The organism is Burkholderia sp. 22PA0106 (assembly GCF_047497155.1).
GTDB lineage: Bacteria > Pseudomonadota > Gammaproteobacteria > Burkholderiales > Burkholderiaceae > Burkholderia.
In genome coordinates, this window is record NZ_CP163162.1 from 558,631 (window position 1) to 575,730 (window position 17,100).

13 protein-coding genes and 1 pseudogene are annotated in these 17,100 nt (G+C 65.7%); 7 read left to right on the forward strand and 7 right to left on the reverse strand.

Translation table 11 applies throughout. The features are described from left to right. Positions 1-15 precede the first annotated feature (15 nt). Both aldA and AB4850_RS02420 read right to left on the reverse strand, forming a co-directional pair. Positions 16-1,440, reverse strand: coding sequence for an aldehyde dehydrogenase (gene aldA, locus AB4850_RS02415; protein ID WP_414441026.1), 1,425 nt, complete (start codon positions 1,438-1,440; stop codon positions 16-18). A 510-nt stretch (positions 1,441-1,950) separates the two neighbouring features. Then, entirely contained in the window at positions 1,951-3,519 is a 1,569-nt protein-coding gene (locus AB4850_RS02420) for a hypothetical protein (RefSeq protein WP_414441027.1), read from the reverse strand. A gap of 355 nt (positions 3,520-3,874) precedes the next feature. Here AB4850_RS02420 and AB4850_RS02425 point away from each other — a divergent pair, with 355 nt between their 5' ends. Beyond that, positions 3,875-4,213, forward strand: coding sequence for a hypothetical protein (locus AB4850_RS02425; RefSeq protein WP_414441028.1), 339 nt, complete (start codon positions 3,875-3,877; stop codon positions 4,211-4,213). Between the two features lie 121 nt (positions 4,214-4,334). Then, positions 4,335-4,502, forward strand: a pseudogene (locus tag AB4850_RS02430) (LysR family transcriptional regulator); the annotation flags it as partial. A gap of 30 nt (positions 4,503-4,532) precedes the next feature. Here AB4850_RS02430 and AB4850_RS02435 read toward each other — a convergent pair. Continuing rightward, positions 4,533-5,411, reverse strand: a complete 879-nt coding sequence (locus AB4850_RS02435) for a LysR family transcriptional regulator (protein ID WP_414441029.1) — start codon at positions 5,409-5,411, stop codon at positions 4,533-4,535. Positions 5,412-5,550: 139 nt separating this feature from the next. On the opposite strand from AB4850_RS02435, the gene AB4850_RS02440 reads away from it, so the two are divergent. The 3 genes from AB4850_RS02440 (at position 5,551) to AB4850_RS02450 (ending at position 9,902) form a co-directional block, all read left to right on the forward strand. Further along, positions 5,551-7,305 carry an acyl-CoA dehydrogenase family protein gene (locus AB4850_RS02440; RefSeq protein ID WP_414441030.1) on the forward strand — a complete coding sequence of 585 codons (1,755 nt, stop codon included), beginning with the start codon at positions 5,551-5,553 and terminating at the stop codon, positions 7,303-7,305. Next, entirely contained in the window at positions 7,302-8,492 is a 1,191-nt protein-coding gene (locus AB4850_RS02445) for a CaiB/BaiF CoA transferase family protein (RefSeq protein ID WP_414441031.1), read from the forward strand. Before AB4850_RS02440 ends, AB4850_RS02445 begins: the two co-directional genes overlap by 4 nt. Positions 8,493-8,558: 66 nt before the next feature. Then, positions 8,559-9,902, forward strand: a complete 1,344-nt coding sequence (locus AB4850_RS02450) for an MFS transporter (RefSeq protein ID WP_414441032.1) — start codon at positions 8,559-8,561, stop codon at positions 9,900-9,902. Positions 9,903-10,181: 279 nt separating this feature from the next. Here the strand turns inward: AB4850_RS02450 and AB4850_RS02455 are convergent, their stop codons facing one another. Continuing rightward, positions 10,182-11,117 (reverse strand): LysR substrate-binding domain-containing protein, encoded by a 936-nt coding sequence (locus tag AB4850_RS02455; RefSeq protein ID WP_414441033.1) that lies wholly within the window; start codon positions 11,115-11,117, stop codon positions 10,182-10,184. 159 nt (positions 11,118-11,276) lie between these two features. Beyond that, on the reverse strand, positions 11,277-12,194 hold the full coding sequence (gene kdgD / locus AB4850_RS02460; protein WP_414441034.1) for a 5-dehydro-4-deoxyglucarate dehydratase: 918 nt from the start codon (positions 12,192-12,194) through the stop codon (positions 11,277-11,279). Positions 12,195-12,407: 213 nt separating this feature from the next. Between kdgD and garD the strand changes: the two genes are divergently transcribed. Next, on the forward strand, positions 12,408-13,955 hold the full coding sequence (gene garD, locus AB4850_RS02465) for a galactarate dehydratase (protein ID WP_414441035.1): 1,548 nt from the start codon (positions 12,408-12,410) through the stop codon (positions 13,953-13,955). Between the two features lie 134 nt (positions 13,956-14,089). On the opposite strand, the gene AB4850_RS02470 is transcribed toward garD, so the two are convergent. Next, the gene (locus tag AB4850_RS02470; RefSeq protein WP_414441036.1) at positions 14,090-14,653 is read right to left on the reverse strand and encodes a hypothetical protein; all 564 of its coding nucleotides are present in this window, start codon (positions 14,651-14,653) and stop codon (positions 14,090-14,092) included. A 375-nt stretch (positions 14,654-15,028) separates the two neighbouring features. Here AB4850_RS02470 and AB4850_RS02475 point away from each other — a divergent pair, with 375 nt between their 5' ends. Next, on the forward strand, positions 15,029-15,466 hold the full coding sequence (locus AB4850_RS02475; RefSeq protein ID WP_414441037.1) for a DoxX family protein: 438 nt from the start codon (positions 15,029-15,031) through the stop codon (positions 15,464-15,466). 159 nt (positions 15,467-15,625) lie between these two features. Here the strand turns inward: AB4850_RS02475 and AB4850_RS02480 are convergent, their stop codons facing one another. Beyond that, positions 15,626-16,927 (reverse strand): MFS transporter, encoded by a 1,302-nt coding sequence (locus AB4850_RS02480; RefSeq protein ID WP_414441038.1) that lies wholly within the window; start codon positions 16,925-16,927, stop codon positions 15,626-15,628. Positions 16,928-17,100: the final 173 nt, after the last annotated feature.

Genomic DNA, 17,100 nt, shown 5'->3' on the forward strand with positions numbered 1-17,100 from the left:
ATGGGTGCCGCATCGTCAGTAGTGCATGACGACGAGGCGGGTCTGGGTGAATTCGAGCATGCCGTGCTTGCCGTCGTCGCCGCCGAGGCCCGAGCGCTTCCAACCGGCGTGGTAGCCCTGGTACGGATCGGCCGGGGTGCGGTTGACGTAGAGTTCGCCCGCTTCGATGGCGTTCGCCACGCGCTGCGCGACGCGGTAGTTCTCGGTGTAGAGCACCGACGACAGCCCGTACTGATGGTCGTTCGCCAGCGCGATCGCTTCGTCCAGGTCGCGGTAGCGCAGCACCGGCATGACCGGGCCGAAGCTTTCCTCGCGCACGATTTCCATGTCCTGGCGGCAGTTCGTCAGAAGCGTGGCCGGATAGAAGAAGCCCGGGCCGGCCGGCAGCGTGCCGCCGGTTTCGAGCGTCGCGCCCTCGGCCACCGCGCGCTCGACCATCGCGTGCACGCGTTGTTGCGCGGCGGCGTTGGCGAGCGGCCCCATGCGGGCCGGGTCGTCGCGGCGGTCGCCGATCGTCACGGCGGCCATCTTCTCGCGCAGCAGCGCGACGAAGCGGTCGTGCACGCTTTCATGCACGTACACGCGCTCGATCGCCGTGCAGAGCTGGCCGCAGTGGGTGGTTTTGGAGGCGACCAGCGCGGCGGCGGCTTGTTCCAGGTTCGCGTCCGGCTCGATGATGGCCGGCGTCTTGCCGCCCAGTTCGAGCGACGGCTTGGCGATGTTCGTCTTGCAGTATTCGAGCACGGTGCGGCCCGCGCCGACGCTGCCCGTCAGCGTGATCATGCCGACCTGCGCCTGCGTGCACAGCACGGCGGCCGTGTCGTGGTTCATCGCGAGGATGTTGACGAGGCCGGCAGGCAGGCCCGCCGCGTCGGCGGCGCGCGCCACTTCGAACGCCGAGCACGGCGTGTGGTTGCTCGGGCGCACCACCACCGCGTTGCCCGCGATCAGCGCCGGCGCGATCTTGCGCATCAGCGTGTAGATCGGATAGTTGAACGGGATCAGCGCCGCGACCACGCCGATCGGCTCGCGGTGCAGGAACAGGTTTTCGTTCGGGGAATCGCTCGGGATGATCTCGCCTTCGATGCGGCGCGCCCATTCGGCGTGATAGCGGGTGATCTCGGCGGCGTAGCGCGCTTCGTTGGTGGCGTCGCTGACGCTCTTGCCCGATTCGAGCGCGAGCGCCGCGCCGATCTGCGGCGCGCGTTCGGTGATCGCGTCGGCGAAGCGGCGCAGCGCCTCGGCGCGTTCGGCGGCCGGTTGCCGGCGCCAGGCGCGTTGCGCGGCGGCGGCGGCATTGACGGCGGCGACGGCGTCGGCGGCCGAGGCGGCGCGCACGCGGCCGATCGATTCGCCGGTGGCCGGGTCGGTCACGGCGATGAAGCCGGCTTCGGCCGAATCCACGAACCGGCCATTGATGTAATTGTGTTCGTCACGCATGACAACGCTCCTCCTGTTCCTGGCAGGTGAATTGTTGTCATGCGTGGTGGGCGCGGCAAGCGACGATTTTTATCGTCTAACTTGAGAAAAAGGAATGTTAGTGGGGGAGGGGCGGGGCGACTCGTGAAATGTCATGGAGGCCGAAATATTCACGTAAGGCTTTGGTAAATAAGGATGATTTTCGACATGCGGCCGGGAGACGCTTTCAATTCGATACGTGGTGACTTCCCGGGATGATGCCGTGGCCTCGCTTCGCGCGCGATGGTGTTCTGGTCGAACGGGTCGGCGTACTCCTGCCGTTCGAAGACGCGCAGAAAACACCATCGGCGCACTGGGGCTGATGTTCGCCTTTCACCGCGGAGAGAATCCGCACGCCTTCCTGCTGCGCGCCGAGGGCCTGCGCAATACCCTCGCGCGAAAAATTCCATCGTTGCAGGCGCTGACCGAACCCAGGCGGTAACGCGAGCGAGAACGGTCAGCTACGCGCCCTCTCCGGCGGCGGATCGGAAGTCAAACCGCCGCGGTCGCCGTGGACGTGGACGGTAGCGCCACCCCCTGCAAGATCAGGCCATGAATCCCCGCCAGCGTCTGCTGCCAGTCGGCGCTGTTCTTCTCCGCGTCGCCGTTCTCCAGCAACGGCTTCAACAGCGCCAGCAGATCCTTCGACTGCGACGCGCTCGCCGGCGTCGTGACGTCCGACACCAGATTGCCCCGCAAGTATTCCGTCTGACGCGTCGATTGACTGGCCGACTGGCTCAACGACGCATCGAGCACTCGCCCCTTCTCGGTTGCGAGTTGCATCGTGCTGTCGGTGTCGGCGCTGATCTGCAGATATCGGTAGCTCTGCGACAGGAGCGACGTGGTCAGCTTGGGCGTGCCGGTGCCCGTGACCGTCTGGTGATAAGCGGCGCGCAGGTGCGATTGCTGATGCTGCGAGATCGAGCCCTTGAGCAGACTGCCCGCGGTGCTGGTTGTTTGGGAGAACTGATAGGACATCGCGTCCGTTTCGTCGAGGCGCAGCGGGTTCGACGATACCGGCGTGTCGGCCATCGACGCGCTGAAGTCGGCCAGGCCCGTCAGCATGGCGTGATCGGCCTGGGCGAGCCACGGCGCATAGCCGGTGCCCACCAGTTGCTGCGACGACGTGCCGTAATTGCTGTTCAACTGCGTGAACGCGTCCTCGAACAGCCCCGTCAGCGCCGCGTTGCCGTGGCCTTGCGCCGTCGCGTTGTCGATCTGCTTCAGGTAGCTCGCAATCGCCTGGCTGCGCTGCGCATCGCTGCCCCATAGCGCGGCATTGCTCATGTCGACGTTCACGCTCAGGGTGCCCACCGCCCCGGACAGGCTCAGGCTGCGGGCCGTGCTGCTCGTCGAGAACGTGGCGGAGAGATCGTTCGCGCCGTCGCCGATCACGCTGAATTGCAACTTCACCGACGACAGCACCGATGCATCGCCCTGCATCAAGCTGCTCAAATCGAGCTTGGGCGGCACGGCGTCGAGGCCGTCGATCGCCTTCTGGAAGCCGTCGGCCAGTTTGGCCAGCGCGGTGCGTTCGCTGTCGCTCAGCGGGCCGCTGCTGCGGATGTTCGCGCCGAGCGTGCCGCCGCCGCTGTCGAGCGTGATGTCGACCTCGACACCGCTCGCGGTTTTCACGGTCAGCGCGACGTTGGCCTGCGGCCCCGTGGAGGCGGGCACGAGCTGGCTCGCGGCGCTGGCCGATGTCAGGCTGACCGATTGCGAATAGTCGTCGCCGGTGGTCTTGAAGCGGTCGAGCAGCGCGCTTCCCAGGCCGTTCAACTGGCCGGCGATCGATTGCGAATAGGCGTAATTGGCGGCCATGGTTTGCGTGACCGGATCGGAACCGCCTTGCGACCAGGTCAAGGCCGGCGCGGTCGCGTTGGCGAGCGTGCCTTGCGGCGTGTAGACAACGGCGGCGGCGCCGAGCGCCGACGGAATCGTGACGATCGTGGAGGGCTGCGGCGAAACGGCGAGCGTTGCCGGCTTCGTGTTGGCCGTGGTGTCGGGCAGCAAGGTGGGCGCCAGCCCGGGGAATGCCGTCAACGAGGATGCGGTGGTCATGGTGCGGGCGCCTTGGGTGCCTCGTGCGAGGGGAATGGGGCTATGGGGCAATGGGTAAACAACCTCTGCGTTATCGGCGATGCCTGCGCGTTCTTTATCCGCTTTTGAAAATTAAGGATCTGTCAGGTTTCCGAATCAATTGGTAATCGAATTGCAAACCCTTCCGAGATTTCCGCGTTTTCCGCCCGCACATGAGGCGTTCGATTGCCTGCCTTAAGCCTTCCTTCAGGTCGCCGTCGATACGATCGGGCGTCTTTATCCTCGAAGCGGCTCGGCCTCGCCGCCGCTCATCCCATGTTCCCGATTGCAACCGGTTTCGCGTTCGGCTTCGGCATCGCCGAGGGAGTGTCTCGCGATGCGTGACGCATGGCGCGCCAATGTGCTGATCGCCGCCGTCGCGGCGATGTTGGCGCAACTGATCGTGTTGCTGCTGATGGACGTGTTCCATGTGCCCGATCGCGCGTTCACCTCGATGCCGTTCCATTGCGCGGCGGTGGTCTATCTCGCCGCGGTGGTGCTGCTCGTGCATTGGTGTGCCGCGCACGCGTTTCGCGGCGCGCTGGCCTCGGGGTATGTGCGTCTGACCTCACCGGCCGAGCGCCTCGTGCGGGTCGCGGCGCATTGCCCGCGCCGCACGCTGGTGCTGTTGCATCTGCGTCTGCATCGCTATCAGGTGGATCGTCGGCCCTTGTGATTCGGCATCTGGCCGGATGACGGTTTTGTCATGAACGGGCCACGATCGGGAGCGTCCCGCGCCGCCAAACTGAGCGCGGGCAGGCACCGCCTGCAATCGCCAACCTGGATGCAGACCCGTCGTGAACAAGCTAACTTCGATCCGTACTTTCGTTAAGGTTGCCGAGTGCATGAGCTTCGCGAAGGCCGCGAAACAACTCGGCGTATCCGCCTCGGTCGTGACGCGCAGCGTCGCGGAACTCGAAAAACATCTGGGCGTGCTGCTCGTCAATCGCACGACGCGCAGCGCGGCGCTGACGCGGGTTCGAACCTCCGCATGCCTAGCGAACCCGCTTGAGCGCCGCGAGGAAGCTGTCGATCAGCGCCATCTGGCCGCCCGCGCGCGTCAGCCGCAGGATGCGCGACGAGAACGGATTGCGCGTCAGGCGAATGAACACGGCACGCTGGGATTGCGTGCGCGCCAGCGCTTGCGGCACGAGCGCCACGCCCATGCCGAACTCCACCATCGTGACCACCGTCTGCCACAGGCGCGCCTCGTGCCGGATGGTCGGGCTGAATCCGGCATCCACGCAGGTGGCGATGATCTGGTCGTGATAGTGCGGCGAGACGGCGCGCGGAAACAGGATGAACGGTTCGTTCTGCAGAACTTGCAGATCGATGCGCTTCTTCCCGGCGAACGGGTGATCGGCCGGCAGGCAGCACAGAAACGCCTCCGACATCAGAAGCTGGGTGTCGATCTCCGCCGGATAGTGGCCCCAGTAGGCGAACCCCAGATCGATCTGAAGCTGCTGAAGCGCCCGGCTCTGTTCGGCCGTATTCATCTCCTTGAGCGCGATCTCCACATCGGGGTGGGCCGCCTCGAAGCGTTCCACCGCCTCGGGCAAACCCCGATAGAGCATCGAATTCACGAAGCCGATTCGCAGGCGGCCCGCCAACCCGTGGGCGGATTGCGTGGTGAGCTTCGCCGCCTCGTCGGCCTGTTGCAGCAGCCGTTGCGCTTCCGCGAGCAGGACTTGCCCGGCGTTGGTCAGCACCACCGACTTGCTGCTGCGCTCCAGCAGCCGCGCGCCCAATTGTTCCTCGAAGCGCTTGATATCGAAACTCAACGCGGGTTGCGAGATGAACAGCCGGCGTGCCGCGCGCCCGAAATGCAGTTCTTCGGCGACGGCAACGAAGTATCGGAGTTGTCTGAGTTCCATCGGTTTGCGCTCCCCAACGATAGATGCGTGTTATCGCACATGCCATCAATTGTATTGGACGCTTATCGAGTGGGCTCGTACTCTCGATGGCACTTCAGCGGCGCCCCGACACGCCGCGCCATCATTCAGGAGACGATCCATGTCCGACCCGCGACAGGAACCCGCGACTTCGAACATCCCCGACAGCCGCGGCATCAATTTCTTTACCAGCGACCCTTCGTTCGGCCCTTTGCTCAGGAGCTTCCTGGGCGACACGACCTACCACCTCATCGAATCCCGTCTGATCGACCTGGGCCAACGCGCCTCCGATGAACTCGACGCCTGGGCCACGAGCGCGGACCACAACCCCCCGGTATTGATGCAGCGCACCCGAAGCGGCGAAGCGCTTCAGCGTATCGAGAAGCATCCGGCCTATGTCGCGCTCGAACGGGTGGCCTACAGCGAGCTCGGGCTGGCTTCGATGAGCCATCGAAGCGATGCGCCGCCGCCGCTCGTCAAGTACGCGCTGACGTTCCTGTTCGTGCAGGCGGAATTCGGCCTGTGCTGCCCGGTGAGCATGACCGATTCGCTCGCCCGCACGCTGCGCAAGTTCGGCAGTCCGGCGCTGGTCGATCGCTACCTGCCGATGCTCGCCTCGCAGGATTTCGACACGCTGTTTCAAGGCGCGATGTTCATGACGGAGCAGGCGGCGGGCTCCGATACCGGGCGCACGGTGACGCGCGCAACGCGAGGCGCGGACGCGAACGGCAACGAAGTGTGGACGCTGACGGGCGACAAGTGGTTCTGTTCGAACCCGGACGCCGACCTGGCGATGGTGCTGGCTCGCCCCGACGACGCGCCGGACGGCATCAAGGGGCTCGCGCTGTTCCTGCTGCCGAAGGTGCTCGACGACGGCAGCCGCAACACGTATCGCATCGTTCGCTTGAAGGACAAACTCGGCAGCCGCTCGATGGCCAGCGGTGAAATCGTGCTCGACGGCGCGCGGGCCTACCTGATCGGAGAAGTCGGGCGCGGCTTTCATCAGATGGCGGACATGATCAACATGTCGCGCCTGTCGAACGGCGTGCGCGCGGCCGGGCTGATGCGTCGCGCGCTCACCGAGGCGCTGCATGTCGCGCGCAATCGCTCGGCGTTCGGCCGCAAGCTCGTCGAGATGCCGCTGATGCAGCGGCAGTTGCTGAAGATGATGCTGCCGGCCGAACAGGCTCGCTCGATGTTCATGCAGATCGCCGCGCTGCTTCCGAAGTCCGACCGGGGCGACGCGCTCGCCGCCAAGTGCGTTCGCATCCTCACGCCGCTGGTGAAATTCCGCGCCTGTCGCGACGCGCGAAAGGTGACCGGAGACGCAATGGAAGTGCGCGGCGGCGTGGGCTATATCGAAGAGTGGGCCGACCCGCGGCTCGTGCGCGATTCCCACCTGGGCTCCATCTGGGAAGGCACCAGCAACATCGTTGCGCTCGATGTGGCGCGCGCCACACGTCGCGAAGGCGCGCTCGAATCGCTCGGGCACTACCTGAATGCGCAACTGGACGAAGCCGCGTTGCCCCGGGCGTCGATCGAACTGTTGCGCGACGTATTCAGTCGCGCCAGCGTCGCGCTCGACAGCGTGGCCGAGTGTGGCCGTGATGAAAGCGTGCGCGAGGCGGCCAGCGCTGTTTACCACGCGACGGCGGCCGTCTTCATGGCGACGGAAGCCGCCCGCATGGGAAGCGATTTCCGCCGGCTGGCGCTCGCCCATCTCGTCGTCGAGCACAAGCTCATGCCGCGCGATCCGTTGGCGCCCGTGAATGCCGGCGCCGACGCCGGTGTGTTCCGCAAGCTCGTCGACGAAACGCCGATGGCGCTCGACGATGCCATGTCGCTGATCCCCACGAACAAGGAGCGTGCGCAATGAGTACGAATCAGGTTACCGGTGCGCTTCAGGGCCTGCGTGTCATCGATCTGAGCCGGGTGCTTGGCGGTCCTTACTGTACGCAGGCGCTGGCGGACCACGGCGCGCAAGTCATCAAGCTGGAACCGCCGGACGGCGACGAGACGCGCGGCTGGGGGCCACCGTTTGTCGGCGACACCGCCTCCTATTTCGTCGGGGTCAATCGCAACAAGCAGGGCATTTGCGTCGATCTGTCGTGCGAGGCGGGGCGCCATATCCTCTGGCAGTTGCTCGAAGGCGCGGACGTGCTGGTCGAGAATTTCAAGCCCGGCACGCTCGAACGCTGGGGGATGGATTACCCGCTGCTGTCGAAACGCTTCCCGAAGCTGATTCACTGTGCGATTTCCGGGTTCGGGCCGGATGGCCCGCTTGGCGGGCTGCCCGGCTACGACGCGGCGATCCAGGCCATGGCGGGGCTGATGAGCGTGAACGGCGAGGCCGACGGGCCCGCGCTGCGCGTCGGCTTGCCGGTGGTCGACATGGTGACCGGCCTCAACGCGCTGGCCGGCATTCTGCTCGCACTCGCGGAGCGCGAGAAGAGCGGCCGGGGCCAGTCGCTCGATATCGCGCTGTACGACAGCGGTGTTTCGCTGCTCCATCCGCATCTGCCGAACTATTTCGGCAACGGGCGCACGCCCCAGCGCAGCGGCAATGCGCATCCGAACATCACGCCCTACGACAGCTATCGAACCGCGACCGCGCCGATCTTCCTCGCGGTAGGCAACGACCGTCAGTTCGCGAAGCTGGTCGGCCACCTGAATGCGCCGGAGCTTGCACAGGATGTTCGCTTTGCCGACAACCGGAGCCGCTGCGCGCATCGTGCGGAACTCAAGGCGGAACTCGAACGCCTGATGCAATCGCTCGATTGCGAGGCGCTCGCGACGGCGTTGATTCGTGGCGGCGTGCCGTGCGGGCCGGTCCAGACCGTCGATGCCGTGGCACGTCACCCGCACACGCTGCACCGCGAGTTGATGGTGGAGATCGGCGCGTATCGTGGCACCGGCACGCCGATCAAGCTGTCCCGAACCCCGGCCACGTATCGCACCGCGCCGCCCGCGCTCGGTGGCGATACGCGCGCGGTGCTCGATGAACTGGGCATCGATGACGAAACGCAACGGCGGCTGTTCGAGGCCGGCGTGTTGAAAGGCTGACGCCTGGAAGCCATCAGGCATCCGAACCAACCGGCGCACAGACCGGCAATCATCAGGAGACAAGCGATGCAACCCACCGTGCAGGAAGGCCCGAGGCGCCAGCCTCGGCGCGCCGCATTCGCCGCGTTCGTCGGCACGACGATCGAATGGTATGACTTCTATATCTACGCGACGGCTTCGGCGCTCGTGTTCGGCAAGCTGTTCTTTCCTCAGGGCGACCCGTTCTACAGCACGCTCGCCTCGTTCGGCGCCTTCGCCGTGGGCTTCTTCGCGCGGCCGTTCGGCGGGCTGGTGTTCGGCCACCTCGGCGATCGATTCGGACGAAAGAAGGCGCTCGTCGCGACGCTCGCCATTATGGGGATCGGCACGGTGGGTATCGGCTTCCTCCCCACTTATGCGTCGGCCGGCGCGCTGGCACCCGTGCTGCTGGTGCTGTTGCGCGTGGCGCAGGGCGTCGCGATCGGCGGCGAGTGGGGCGGCGCTGTGTTGATGGCGGGGGAGCATGCGCCCGCGGCCAGGCGCACGTTCCTGGCGTCGTTCGCACAACTGGGCAGCCCCGCCGGCCTGATTCTCGCGCTGCTCGCGTTTCGCACGGTCGGACATCTGCCGCAGCAACAGTTGATGGATTGGGGCTGGCGCATTCCGTTTCTGCTCAGTGCGGTGTTGTTGCTGGTTGGCGTGTTCATCCGCTCGGGCGTCGCCGAATCGCCCGAATTCGCGGCGGCCGCCGAGCGCGCGAAGCCGGCCAATCTTCCCATCGTGGATGTGCTGCGCAACGCGTGGCGCACCGTGCTGCTTTGCCTGGGCGCGAACGTGATCGGTGTCGCGGGGGCATGGTTCTGCAACACCTTCATGCTCAGTTTCGCGACCGGAACGCTGGGCATCAGCCGTGCGCTGATGCTCGACTGCCTGTTTGTCGTCGCGTTCGTCCACTTCTTCAACCAGCTTTTCTCGGGATGGCTTGCGCAGCGTGTCGAGGCAAGGAAGTTTCTCGCCTGGGCCGCGGGCCTGGCGATGATTTCGCCGTATCCGATGTTCATCCTGGTATCGACGGGCAAGCCCATCGCCATCGTGGTCGGCATCGCGATGGCCGTGATGTGCATGTCGGGTTCGTACGCCGTGATGGCCGGATTGATGACCGAGGCTTTCGACGTGCGCTACCGCTACTCGGCGATTTCGCTGTCTTATCAGTCGTGTGCCGCGCTGGCGGGCGGACTGACGCCGTTGGTCGGCACGGTTCTCGCTCATGCGTGGCCGGGGCAGTGGTGGCCGCTGGCGGTGTTCTACAGTGCGTTGGGGGGGATTTCGCTGGTGTGTTTGTTGGGGTTGAAGCGAGGGGGATCGGGATCTCGCGTGCCGGGCATGGCGCGGCAGGTGCCGAGTGTTGGTGGGGGAAAGGCGTCCGAGTAGGTTCTGGTTACACGGTGGATTGGCGCGCTTCCTTAGGCCGCCAAGCTCGGCTGCAAGTGGTGCGGCCTGATATGCACACTGTATGCCGAGTTTCAATTCCGACGACCGGCGCGTTTTTCCCGAATTTTTTTCAAATCTTCATGATCATCCTGTAAACAACGATGGCGATAAACAGGTCGGCAAAGACAAACCCGTAAATAACGTGGTGCTGTCGGGCAAGTTCCTGCCGTACAAGGCGTATTGAGCGCAGCGCAATACAGTGCGTGGGCCGGCGCCGGATCAGGCTTCCGGCATCGCCCCGGCCGGCGAGGACGGCCGCAGGTTGTGCGTGGACAGCCAGACTTCGTGCTGGAGCCATTCGCGGAACTGCGCGATGTGCGGGTCCTGAGATTGTTCGGGGCGCGTGACAAACCAGTAGGACTGCCGGCCATCGATGTGCACGTTCAGCACCTGCATCAACTGGCCCGCCGCGATCTCGCGCGCCACCATGTGGCGATCCGCGATCGTGATGCCGAGGCCGTCGATCGCCGCGCGGATCGCGTGATCGAGCAGATCGAATTCATAGCCGCCGCGCGTATCCACGCCGTCGATGCCGGCCGCCGTCAGCCAGTGCTGCCACGTCAGGTAGCGCTGGTCGTCGGCCGCCAGCACGTGCAGCAGCGTGAAGCGATTGAGGTCGATCGGCCCGTCGTGCTGCACGCGCGCGTACAGCGCCGGCGCGCACACCGCGATGTGCTGCTCGTGCATCAGCAGCACGTTCTCGAAGCCGTCCCATTCCCCATCGCCGAAACGCACCGCGCAATCGAGCAGGCGCGAGGTGCCGAGGCTGTCGGCCAGGCGCGTGGTCAGGCTCAGTTCGTATTGCGGATGCGCTTCGCGCAGGCCCGGCAGGCGCGGCATCAGCCAGCGCGCGGCAAAGGTGGGCGGCACGTTCACGCGCAGGCGGTTGTGGTGCTGCTTGTCCTGCAGCCCGCGCACCGTCAGTTCGATCTTGTCGAACGACTGCTGCAACGCATGCAGCAACACGCGGCCCGCCGAGGTCAGTTCGAGTTGGTGATGGCGGCGCGTCAGCAGCGCTTCGCCGAGCTGGCCTTCCAGTTGACGCACCTGCCGGCTGACCGCGCTCTGCGTGACGTTCAGCAGCTCGGCCGCACGCGTGAAGCTGCCGGTGCGGCCGGCCAGTTCGAAGGCTTTCAGCGCGTTCAGCGCGGGCATTTTGCGTCTCACGGCGGGGCAGGTCGGGAATCGGGACGGCGCCTATTGTAGAGCGCGCCGGACAGCGCTGCGAGCGCCGTAAACGCAGCAAACCCCTCGGCTCGACAGCACGAGGGGTTGGTCAGGAAGCCGAACGACGGTGCGTCCGGCGCCGGAGGCTTACTGCGCGCCGAGCTTCTTGATCAGCACGTCGAGTTCGGCCACTTCTTCTTCGGTCAGGTCCGTCAGCGGTGCGCGCACCGGGCCGGCGTCGTGGCCGACCAGCTTCGCGCCGGCCTTGACGATGCTGACCGCGTAGCCTGCACGGCGGTTGCGGATCTTCAGGTACGGCAGGAAGAAATCGTCGATCAGCTTGCCGACCGTTTCATGATCGTCCGCCGCGATCGCGCGGTAGAAATCCATCGCCGTCTTCGGGATGAAGTTGAACACGGCCGACGAGTACACCGGCACGCCCAGCGCCTTGTAGGCCGCTGCGTACACTTCCGCGGTCGGCAGGCCGCCGAGGTAGGCGAAGCGCTCGCCGAGGCGGCGGCGGATCGTGACCATCGGTTCGATCTCGCCCACGCCGTCCTTGAAGCCGATCAGGTTCGGGCAACGCTCGGCCAGGCGTTCGAGCATGTCGGCGTTGAGCTTCGAATTGGCGCGGTTGTAGATGATCACGCCGATGTCCGGCACGGCCTTGCACACTTCTTCCGCGTGCAGCGCAATGCCATCTTGCGACGCTTCGGTCAGGTAATGCGGCATCAGCAGGATGCCGTTCGCGCCGAGGCGCTGCGCTTCCTTCGCGTATTCGATCGCCACGCGCGTCGGGCCGCCGGCGCCGGCCAGGATCGGCACCTTGCCCTTGCAGGTTTCCGTGGCAGTGCGAACCACATTCGAATAGTCGGCTTGCGTCAGCGAGAAGAATTCACCCGTGCCGCCGGCCACGAACAGTGCCGAGGCGCCGTACGGAGCGAGCCATTCGAGGCGTTCGACGAAGGTATCGGCGCGGAAATTGCCTTGCGCGTCGAAATCGGTAACGGGGAAAGACAGCAGCCCTTCGGAGATGATCTGCTTCAGTTCTTGCGGCGTGGTCATGAGGAGTCGTCCTGTGCGCGTGAGCGGATTCGGTCAATAACAGTTACGTTGTATGTCATCGTACAACATCGTTTTGGCTCGTGCAAGCGCCCGAAAGCCCGTAACAACCCGTATACATGCGTTTCGTCATCAGGGTTTACGCACAATCCCGCCGGCTCGGCCGGTGTTGTATGATGACTGTTAATTCATGGCAGTCGCACGAGGATTTCCCCGATGTCCCAGTCTCCCCTGTACATCCGCGTCCACCCGGACGACAACGTCGCGATCGTGGTCAACGACGGCGGCCTGCCCACCGGTGCGCAGTTTGCCGACGGCCTGACGCTCGTCGAAGGCGTGCCGCAAGGCCACAAGGTCGCGCTGGTCGATCTGAAGGAAGGCGATACGGTGCTGCGCTACAACGTCGTGATCGGCTACGCGTCGAAGGATCTGCCGCGCGGAAGCTGGGTGAACGAACGCACGCTGCGCATGCCCGAGCCGCCCGGCCTCGAAAACCTGCCGCTCGCCACGAAAAAGGCGCCCGAGCAGGCGCCGCTCGAAGGCTATACGTTCGAGGGCTACCGCAACGCGGACGGCTCGGTCGGCACCCGCAACATCCTGGCGATCACCACCACCGTGCAGTGCGTGTCGGGCGTGGTGGAGTTCGCGGTCGATCGAATCAAGCGCGAGCTGCTGCCGCGCTACCCGAATGTCGACGACGTGGTCGGCCTCGAACACACCTACGGCTGCGGCGTCGCGATCGATGCGCCGGGCGCGGAAATCCCGATCCGCACGCTGCGCAACATCAGCCTGAATCCGAACTTCGGCGGCGAAGTGATGATGGTGAGCCTCGGCTGCGAGAAGCTCCAGCCGGAGCGGCTGCTGCCGGCGGGCGCGATTCCGGTCGCGGCCGACAAGCCCGACAACGGCGGCGTGGTGTGCCTGCAAGATTCGGCGCACGTCGGCTTCATGTCGATGATCGACTCGATCGTCAGGATGGCGGAACAACATCTGGCGCGCCTGAACCTGCGCCGCCGCGAAACGGTGCCGGCGTCGGAACTGGTGGTAGGCGTGCAGTGCGGCGGCAGCGACGCGTTCTCGGGCCTGACCGCGAACCCGGCGGTGGGCTTCGCGGCCGACCTGCTGGTGCGCGCCGGCGCGACGATCATGTTTTCCGAGGTCACGGAAGTGCGCGACGGCGTCGCGCAACTGACTTCGCGTGCCGCCAACGAGCAGGTCGCGCAGGACATCATCCGCGAAATGGCCTGGTACGACGCGTATCTGGAGCGTGGCCGGGTGGATCGCAGCGCGAACACCACGCCGGGCAACAAGAAGGGCGGCCTGTCGAACATCGTCGAGAAGGCGATGGGCTCGATCGTGAAGTCGGGCAGCTCGGCGATCTCGGGCGTGGTCAGCCCCGGCGAGCGGGCCAGGCAGAAGGGCCTGCTCTACACCGCCACGCCGGCCAGCGATTTCATCTGCGGCACGCTGCAACTGGCGGCCGGCATGAACCTGCACATCTTCACCACGGGCCGCGGCACGCCGTACGGCCTCGCGCAGGTGCCGGTGATCAAGGTGGCCACGCGCAGCGATCTGGCGCGCCGCTGGCATGACCTGATGGACGTCGACGCCGGCAGCATCGCCACTGGCGCGAAGACGATCGAGCAGGTGGGCTGGGAGATGTTCGAGCTGATGCTCGATGTCGCCAGCGGCCGCAAGACCTGGGCCGAACAATGGAAGCTCGCGAATGCGCTGACGCTGTTCAACCCGGCGCCGGTGACCTGATCGAGCGCTCGGGCCGGTTTCAGGCCCGCTTCAGGCTGCATACCGCAGACCCGCCGCGATCCTCACGGACCCGGCGGGTTTGTCGTTGATGGCGTGCGTTCCGGCAATTTCGCCGCCACGATCGATCGGTCTGCTTACTTGTTCGCCCCGAGCGCGCCGCGCAGGCGCTCCATCAGCGTGTAATAGCGTTGCTGGATTTCGGCGGCCGATTCGGGCGCGCCGGCCGAGAAGCGCTCGGCCCAGGCCGCGTGCCATGCGTAGCTCGCGTGCCGCGCGCGATCGCCGCTCGGGCCGGCGATCAGCGAGCGGATGCGCGCATCGTGCCCCGCGCCCGAATGCGTGTCGAACAGTGCGAGCATCAGCGCGTGATACGCGCGATAGATCGCATCGTCGAACAGGTGGCGGTACACATGCAGGGTCTTGTCCAGCTCGCGCTTGGTGCGGATCACTTGATCGGGCGTGATGTCCTTCCAGTCGCCCACCCACGTGTAGAAGCACAGCAGCGCGTTGAGCTTCGGCGCGATCTCGTCGTAGATCGCGAGGCGTTTCTCGATCAGCTTCTGGTTGGTCCACTGCACGAGTTCGAGGCGCTTGATGCGCCGGCTGATCAGCCAGCCGAGCGCCGTGACCGACAGCGGCGTGAGCACGCCGACGCAAAGCTTGACGATTTCGAAGGTGTTCGACGTGAGCGCGGGCATCGTCGTGAAGGAGCTCGAAGGGGCAGGAAACCGCAGCCTAGCAGGCGCGGATGTCATGCGGGAGGCGCGACCGGCGCGCATGCGACGCGAGATGGCGGCGGCGCGCATCTTTCGGTTGGCGTTGCATGTGGGCCTGCGCCGATGCGCGTGGATGGCCGCGTGCGCATCGCGATCCGTTAGCAGAGCAGAAAATTTTTATCGGGGCTTGCCCGGATTGCGGGCGCCGATGCGGCATCGCCTGCGCCGCGCGGCGGCCCATGTGTAAAGTTTTGCTACAACCTTTTGCTTGGAACCCCGCGTGAAAGTTTTTAGTCTGGCGCATTCACCAGACGCGGCGCAGTTCCGCCGCGTCGTCAGTCCTATAAGGAGAGAGATATGACGCGTTCCGTCGATTCCGGCGTGATCTTCATCGCGAGGCTGTTGATGGCGGCCCTGTTTTTGTGGGGCGGCGTGATGAAACTGCTGGGGTACGGCGAATTCGTGGCGTATCTCAAGGGCATGTACGTGCCGTTCGCGCAGGTGTCGGCGCCGATCATCGTCGCCATCGAAGGCCTGGGCGGCCTGCTGCTGGTGGTCGGCTATCGCGTGAAGCCGCTCGCCTTGCTGCTTGCGCTCTATACGATCGCGACGGCGCTGATCGGCCACAATTTCTGGGACGCCACCAATTCCGCCGCGCAGCACGACATGGTGATCCACTTCTGGAAGAACGTGGCGATCGCCGGCGGCTTCCTGCTGCTTTACGTGACGGGCGCGGGCGGCGTGAGCATCGACGGCATGCGCCGGCCGAGCAATACGTTCGGCACGCTGCGCTGACCTCAGCCGGCTTGCGATCCGCTTTCCGTTTGCGGCGAAACTGTATCGAAACGTTTCCCCGGCTTTGGCTCGCGCCATGAAAAAAAGCGCCTTGCGGCGCTTTTTTCATGGCGGCGTGGGTTGCAGGCCGCTTCGGAGTCCATTGCTTCGGAATCCGTCTCAACGCTCCTTCGCGTTGCGCGCGCACAGCGCGGCCAGTGCGCCGATCACGCACACCGCGCCCACGTAGGCGGTCGGCGCGAACGAATTGGATTTCATCATCAACGACACGACCACCGGCGACAGGCCGCCGAAGATCGCATACGCGACGTTGTACGAGAACGAAATGCCCGAGAAGCGGATCACGGCCGGGAAGCCGCGCACCATCGCGGACGGGATCGCGCCCACCGTGCCGACCAGGAAGCCGGTGAGCGCGTAGAGCGGCACCAGCGTGGTCGGATCGGCCGCGACGCGCGAGAACAGCGTGCAGAAGCTGGCGGCGAGCAACAGGCCGCCGATCACGATCACGACCTTCGCGCCGAAGCGGTCGGCCAGCGCGCCGGCCACGATGCAGCCGATCGTCAGGCCGACGGTGGCGATGCTGTTGGCGAACAGCGCCGTGGCGGCCGGAATGTGCAACTGCTTTTGCAGCAAGGTGGGCGTCATCAGGATCACCACCACGATCGCGGCCGACAGCATCCAGGTCAGCAGCATCGAGACGATCACCGAGCGGCCGTGGTCGCGCAGCACCGCCTTCAGCGGGATCTCGGCGGCCAGCGCCTTGCGCGCCTGCAGTTCGGCGAACACCGGCGTTTCGTGCAGCCAGCGGCGCAGGTACACCGACACGAGACCGAACACGCCGCCGAGCAGGAACGGAATCCGCCAGGCGTACGAAGCAATTTCAACCGGGGAAAAATGCCGGTTCACGCCGCCCGCCACCATCGAGCCGAGCAGGATGCCGGCGGTCAGGCCGGCCGTCAGCGTGCCGCACGCATAGCCGATGCGGCGCGACGGCACGTGCTCCGACACGAACACCCAGGCGCCCGGCACCTCGCCGCCCACCGCCGCGCCTTGCAGCACGCGGAACAGCAACAGCAGCACGGGAGCCAGGATGCCGATCGAATCGAAGGTCGGCAGCAGGCCCATCAGCAGCGTCGGCAGCGCCATCAGCAGCACGCTCAGCGTGAACATCCGCTTGCGGCCGACCAGGTCGCCGAAGTGCGCCATGATGATGCCGCCGAGCGGGCGCGCCAGATAACCGGCGGCGAAGATGCCGAAGGTCTGCAACTGGCGCAGCCAGTCGGGAATGTCGTGCGGGAAGAACAACTGCCCGATCGCGGGCGCGAAGAACACGAAGATGATGAAGTCGTAGAACTCGAGCGCACCGCCGAGTGCGGCCAGGCTCAGGGTTTTGTAGTCGCTGCGCGTGAGCGCGCGATCGGCGGCGGCGCTGGGCGCGTGGCCTGTTTCGTATGCTTGCATGGTCGGGGCGAACGGAATTCGGATCTCGGCGCGCGCACCGTGCGCGACGCCGCAAGGCGTCCCGGGCGGCGGGCCGGATCGGCTCGCGACACGGGCCGCGTGATTCCGGTTCGGAGACACGCGGGGACGGCGTACTGGCGGGTCGCTGGATTCTACAGGATTAACGCAGGGGG

What these genes read in the sequence shown, in the direction of transcription:
- aldA (WP_414441026.1), bottom strand. Translation starts at nt 1,440, where the DNA reads ATGCGTGACGAACACAATTACATCAATGGCCGGTTCGTGGATTCGGCC.
- AB4850_RS02420 (WP_414441027.1), bottom strand. Translation starts at nt 3,519, where the DNA reads ATGACCACCGCATCCTCGTTGACGGCATTCCCCGGGCTGGCGCCCACC.
- AB4850_RS02425 (WP_414441028.1), top strand. Translation starts at nt 3,875, where the DNA reads ATGCGTGACGCATGGCGCGCCAATGTGCTGATCGCCGCCGTCGCGGCG.
- AB4850_RS02435 (WP_414441029.1), bottom strand. Translation starts at nt 5,411, where the DNA reads ATGGAACTCAGACAACTCCGATACTTCGTTGCCGTCGCCGAAGAACTG.
- AB4850_RS02440 (WP_414441030.1), top strand. Translation starts at nt 5,551, where the DNA reads ATGTCCGACCCGCGACAGGAACCCGCGACTTCGAACATCCCCGACAGC.
- AB4850_RS02445 (WP_414441031.1), top strand. Translation starts at nt 7,302, where the DNA reads ATGAGTACGAATCAGGTTACCGGTGCGCTTCAGGGCCTGCGTGTCATC.
- AB4850_RS02450 (WP_414441032.1), top strand. Translation starts at nt 8,559, where the DNA reads ATGCAACCCACCGTGCAGGAAGGCCCGAGGCGCCAGCCTCGGCGCGCC.
- AB4850_RS02455 (WP_414441033.1), bottom strand. Translation starts at nt 11,117, where the DNA reads ATGCCCGCGCTGAACGCGCTGAAAGCCTTCGAACTGGCCGGCCGCACC.
- kdgD (WP_414441034.1), bottom strand. Translation starts at nt 12,194, where the DNA reads ATGACCACGCCGCAAGAACTGAAGCAGATCATCTCCGAAGGGCTGCTG.
- garD (WP_414441035.1), top strand. Translation starts at nt 12,408, where the DNA reads ATGTCCCAGTCTCCCCTGTACATCCGCGTCCACCCGGACGACAACGTC.
- AB4850_RS02470 (WP_414441036.1), bottom strand. Translation starts at nt 14,653, where the DNA reads ATGCCCGCGCTCACGTCGAACACCTTCGAAATCGTCAAGCTTTGCGTC.
- AB4850_RS02475 (WP_414441037.1), top strand. Translation starts at nt 15,029, where the DNA reads ATGACGCGTTCCGTCGATTCCGGCGTGATCTTCATCGCGAGGCTGTTG.
- AB4850_RS02480 (WP_414441038.1), bottom strand. Translation starts at nt 16,927, where the DNA reads ATGCAAGCATACGAAACAGGCCACGCGCCCAGCGCCGCCGCCGATCGC.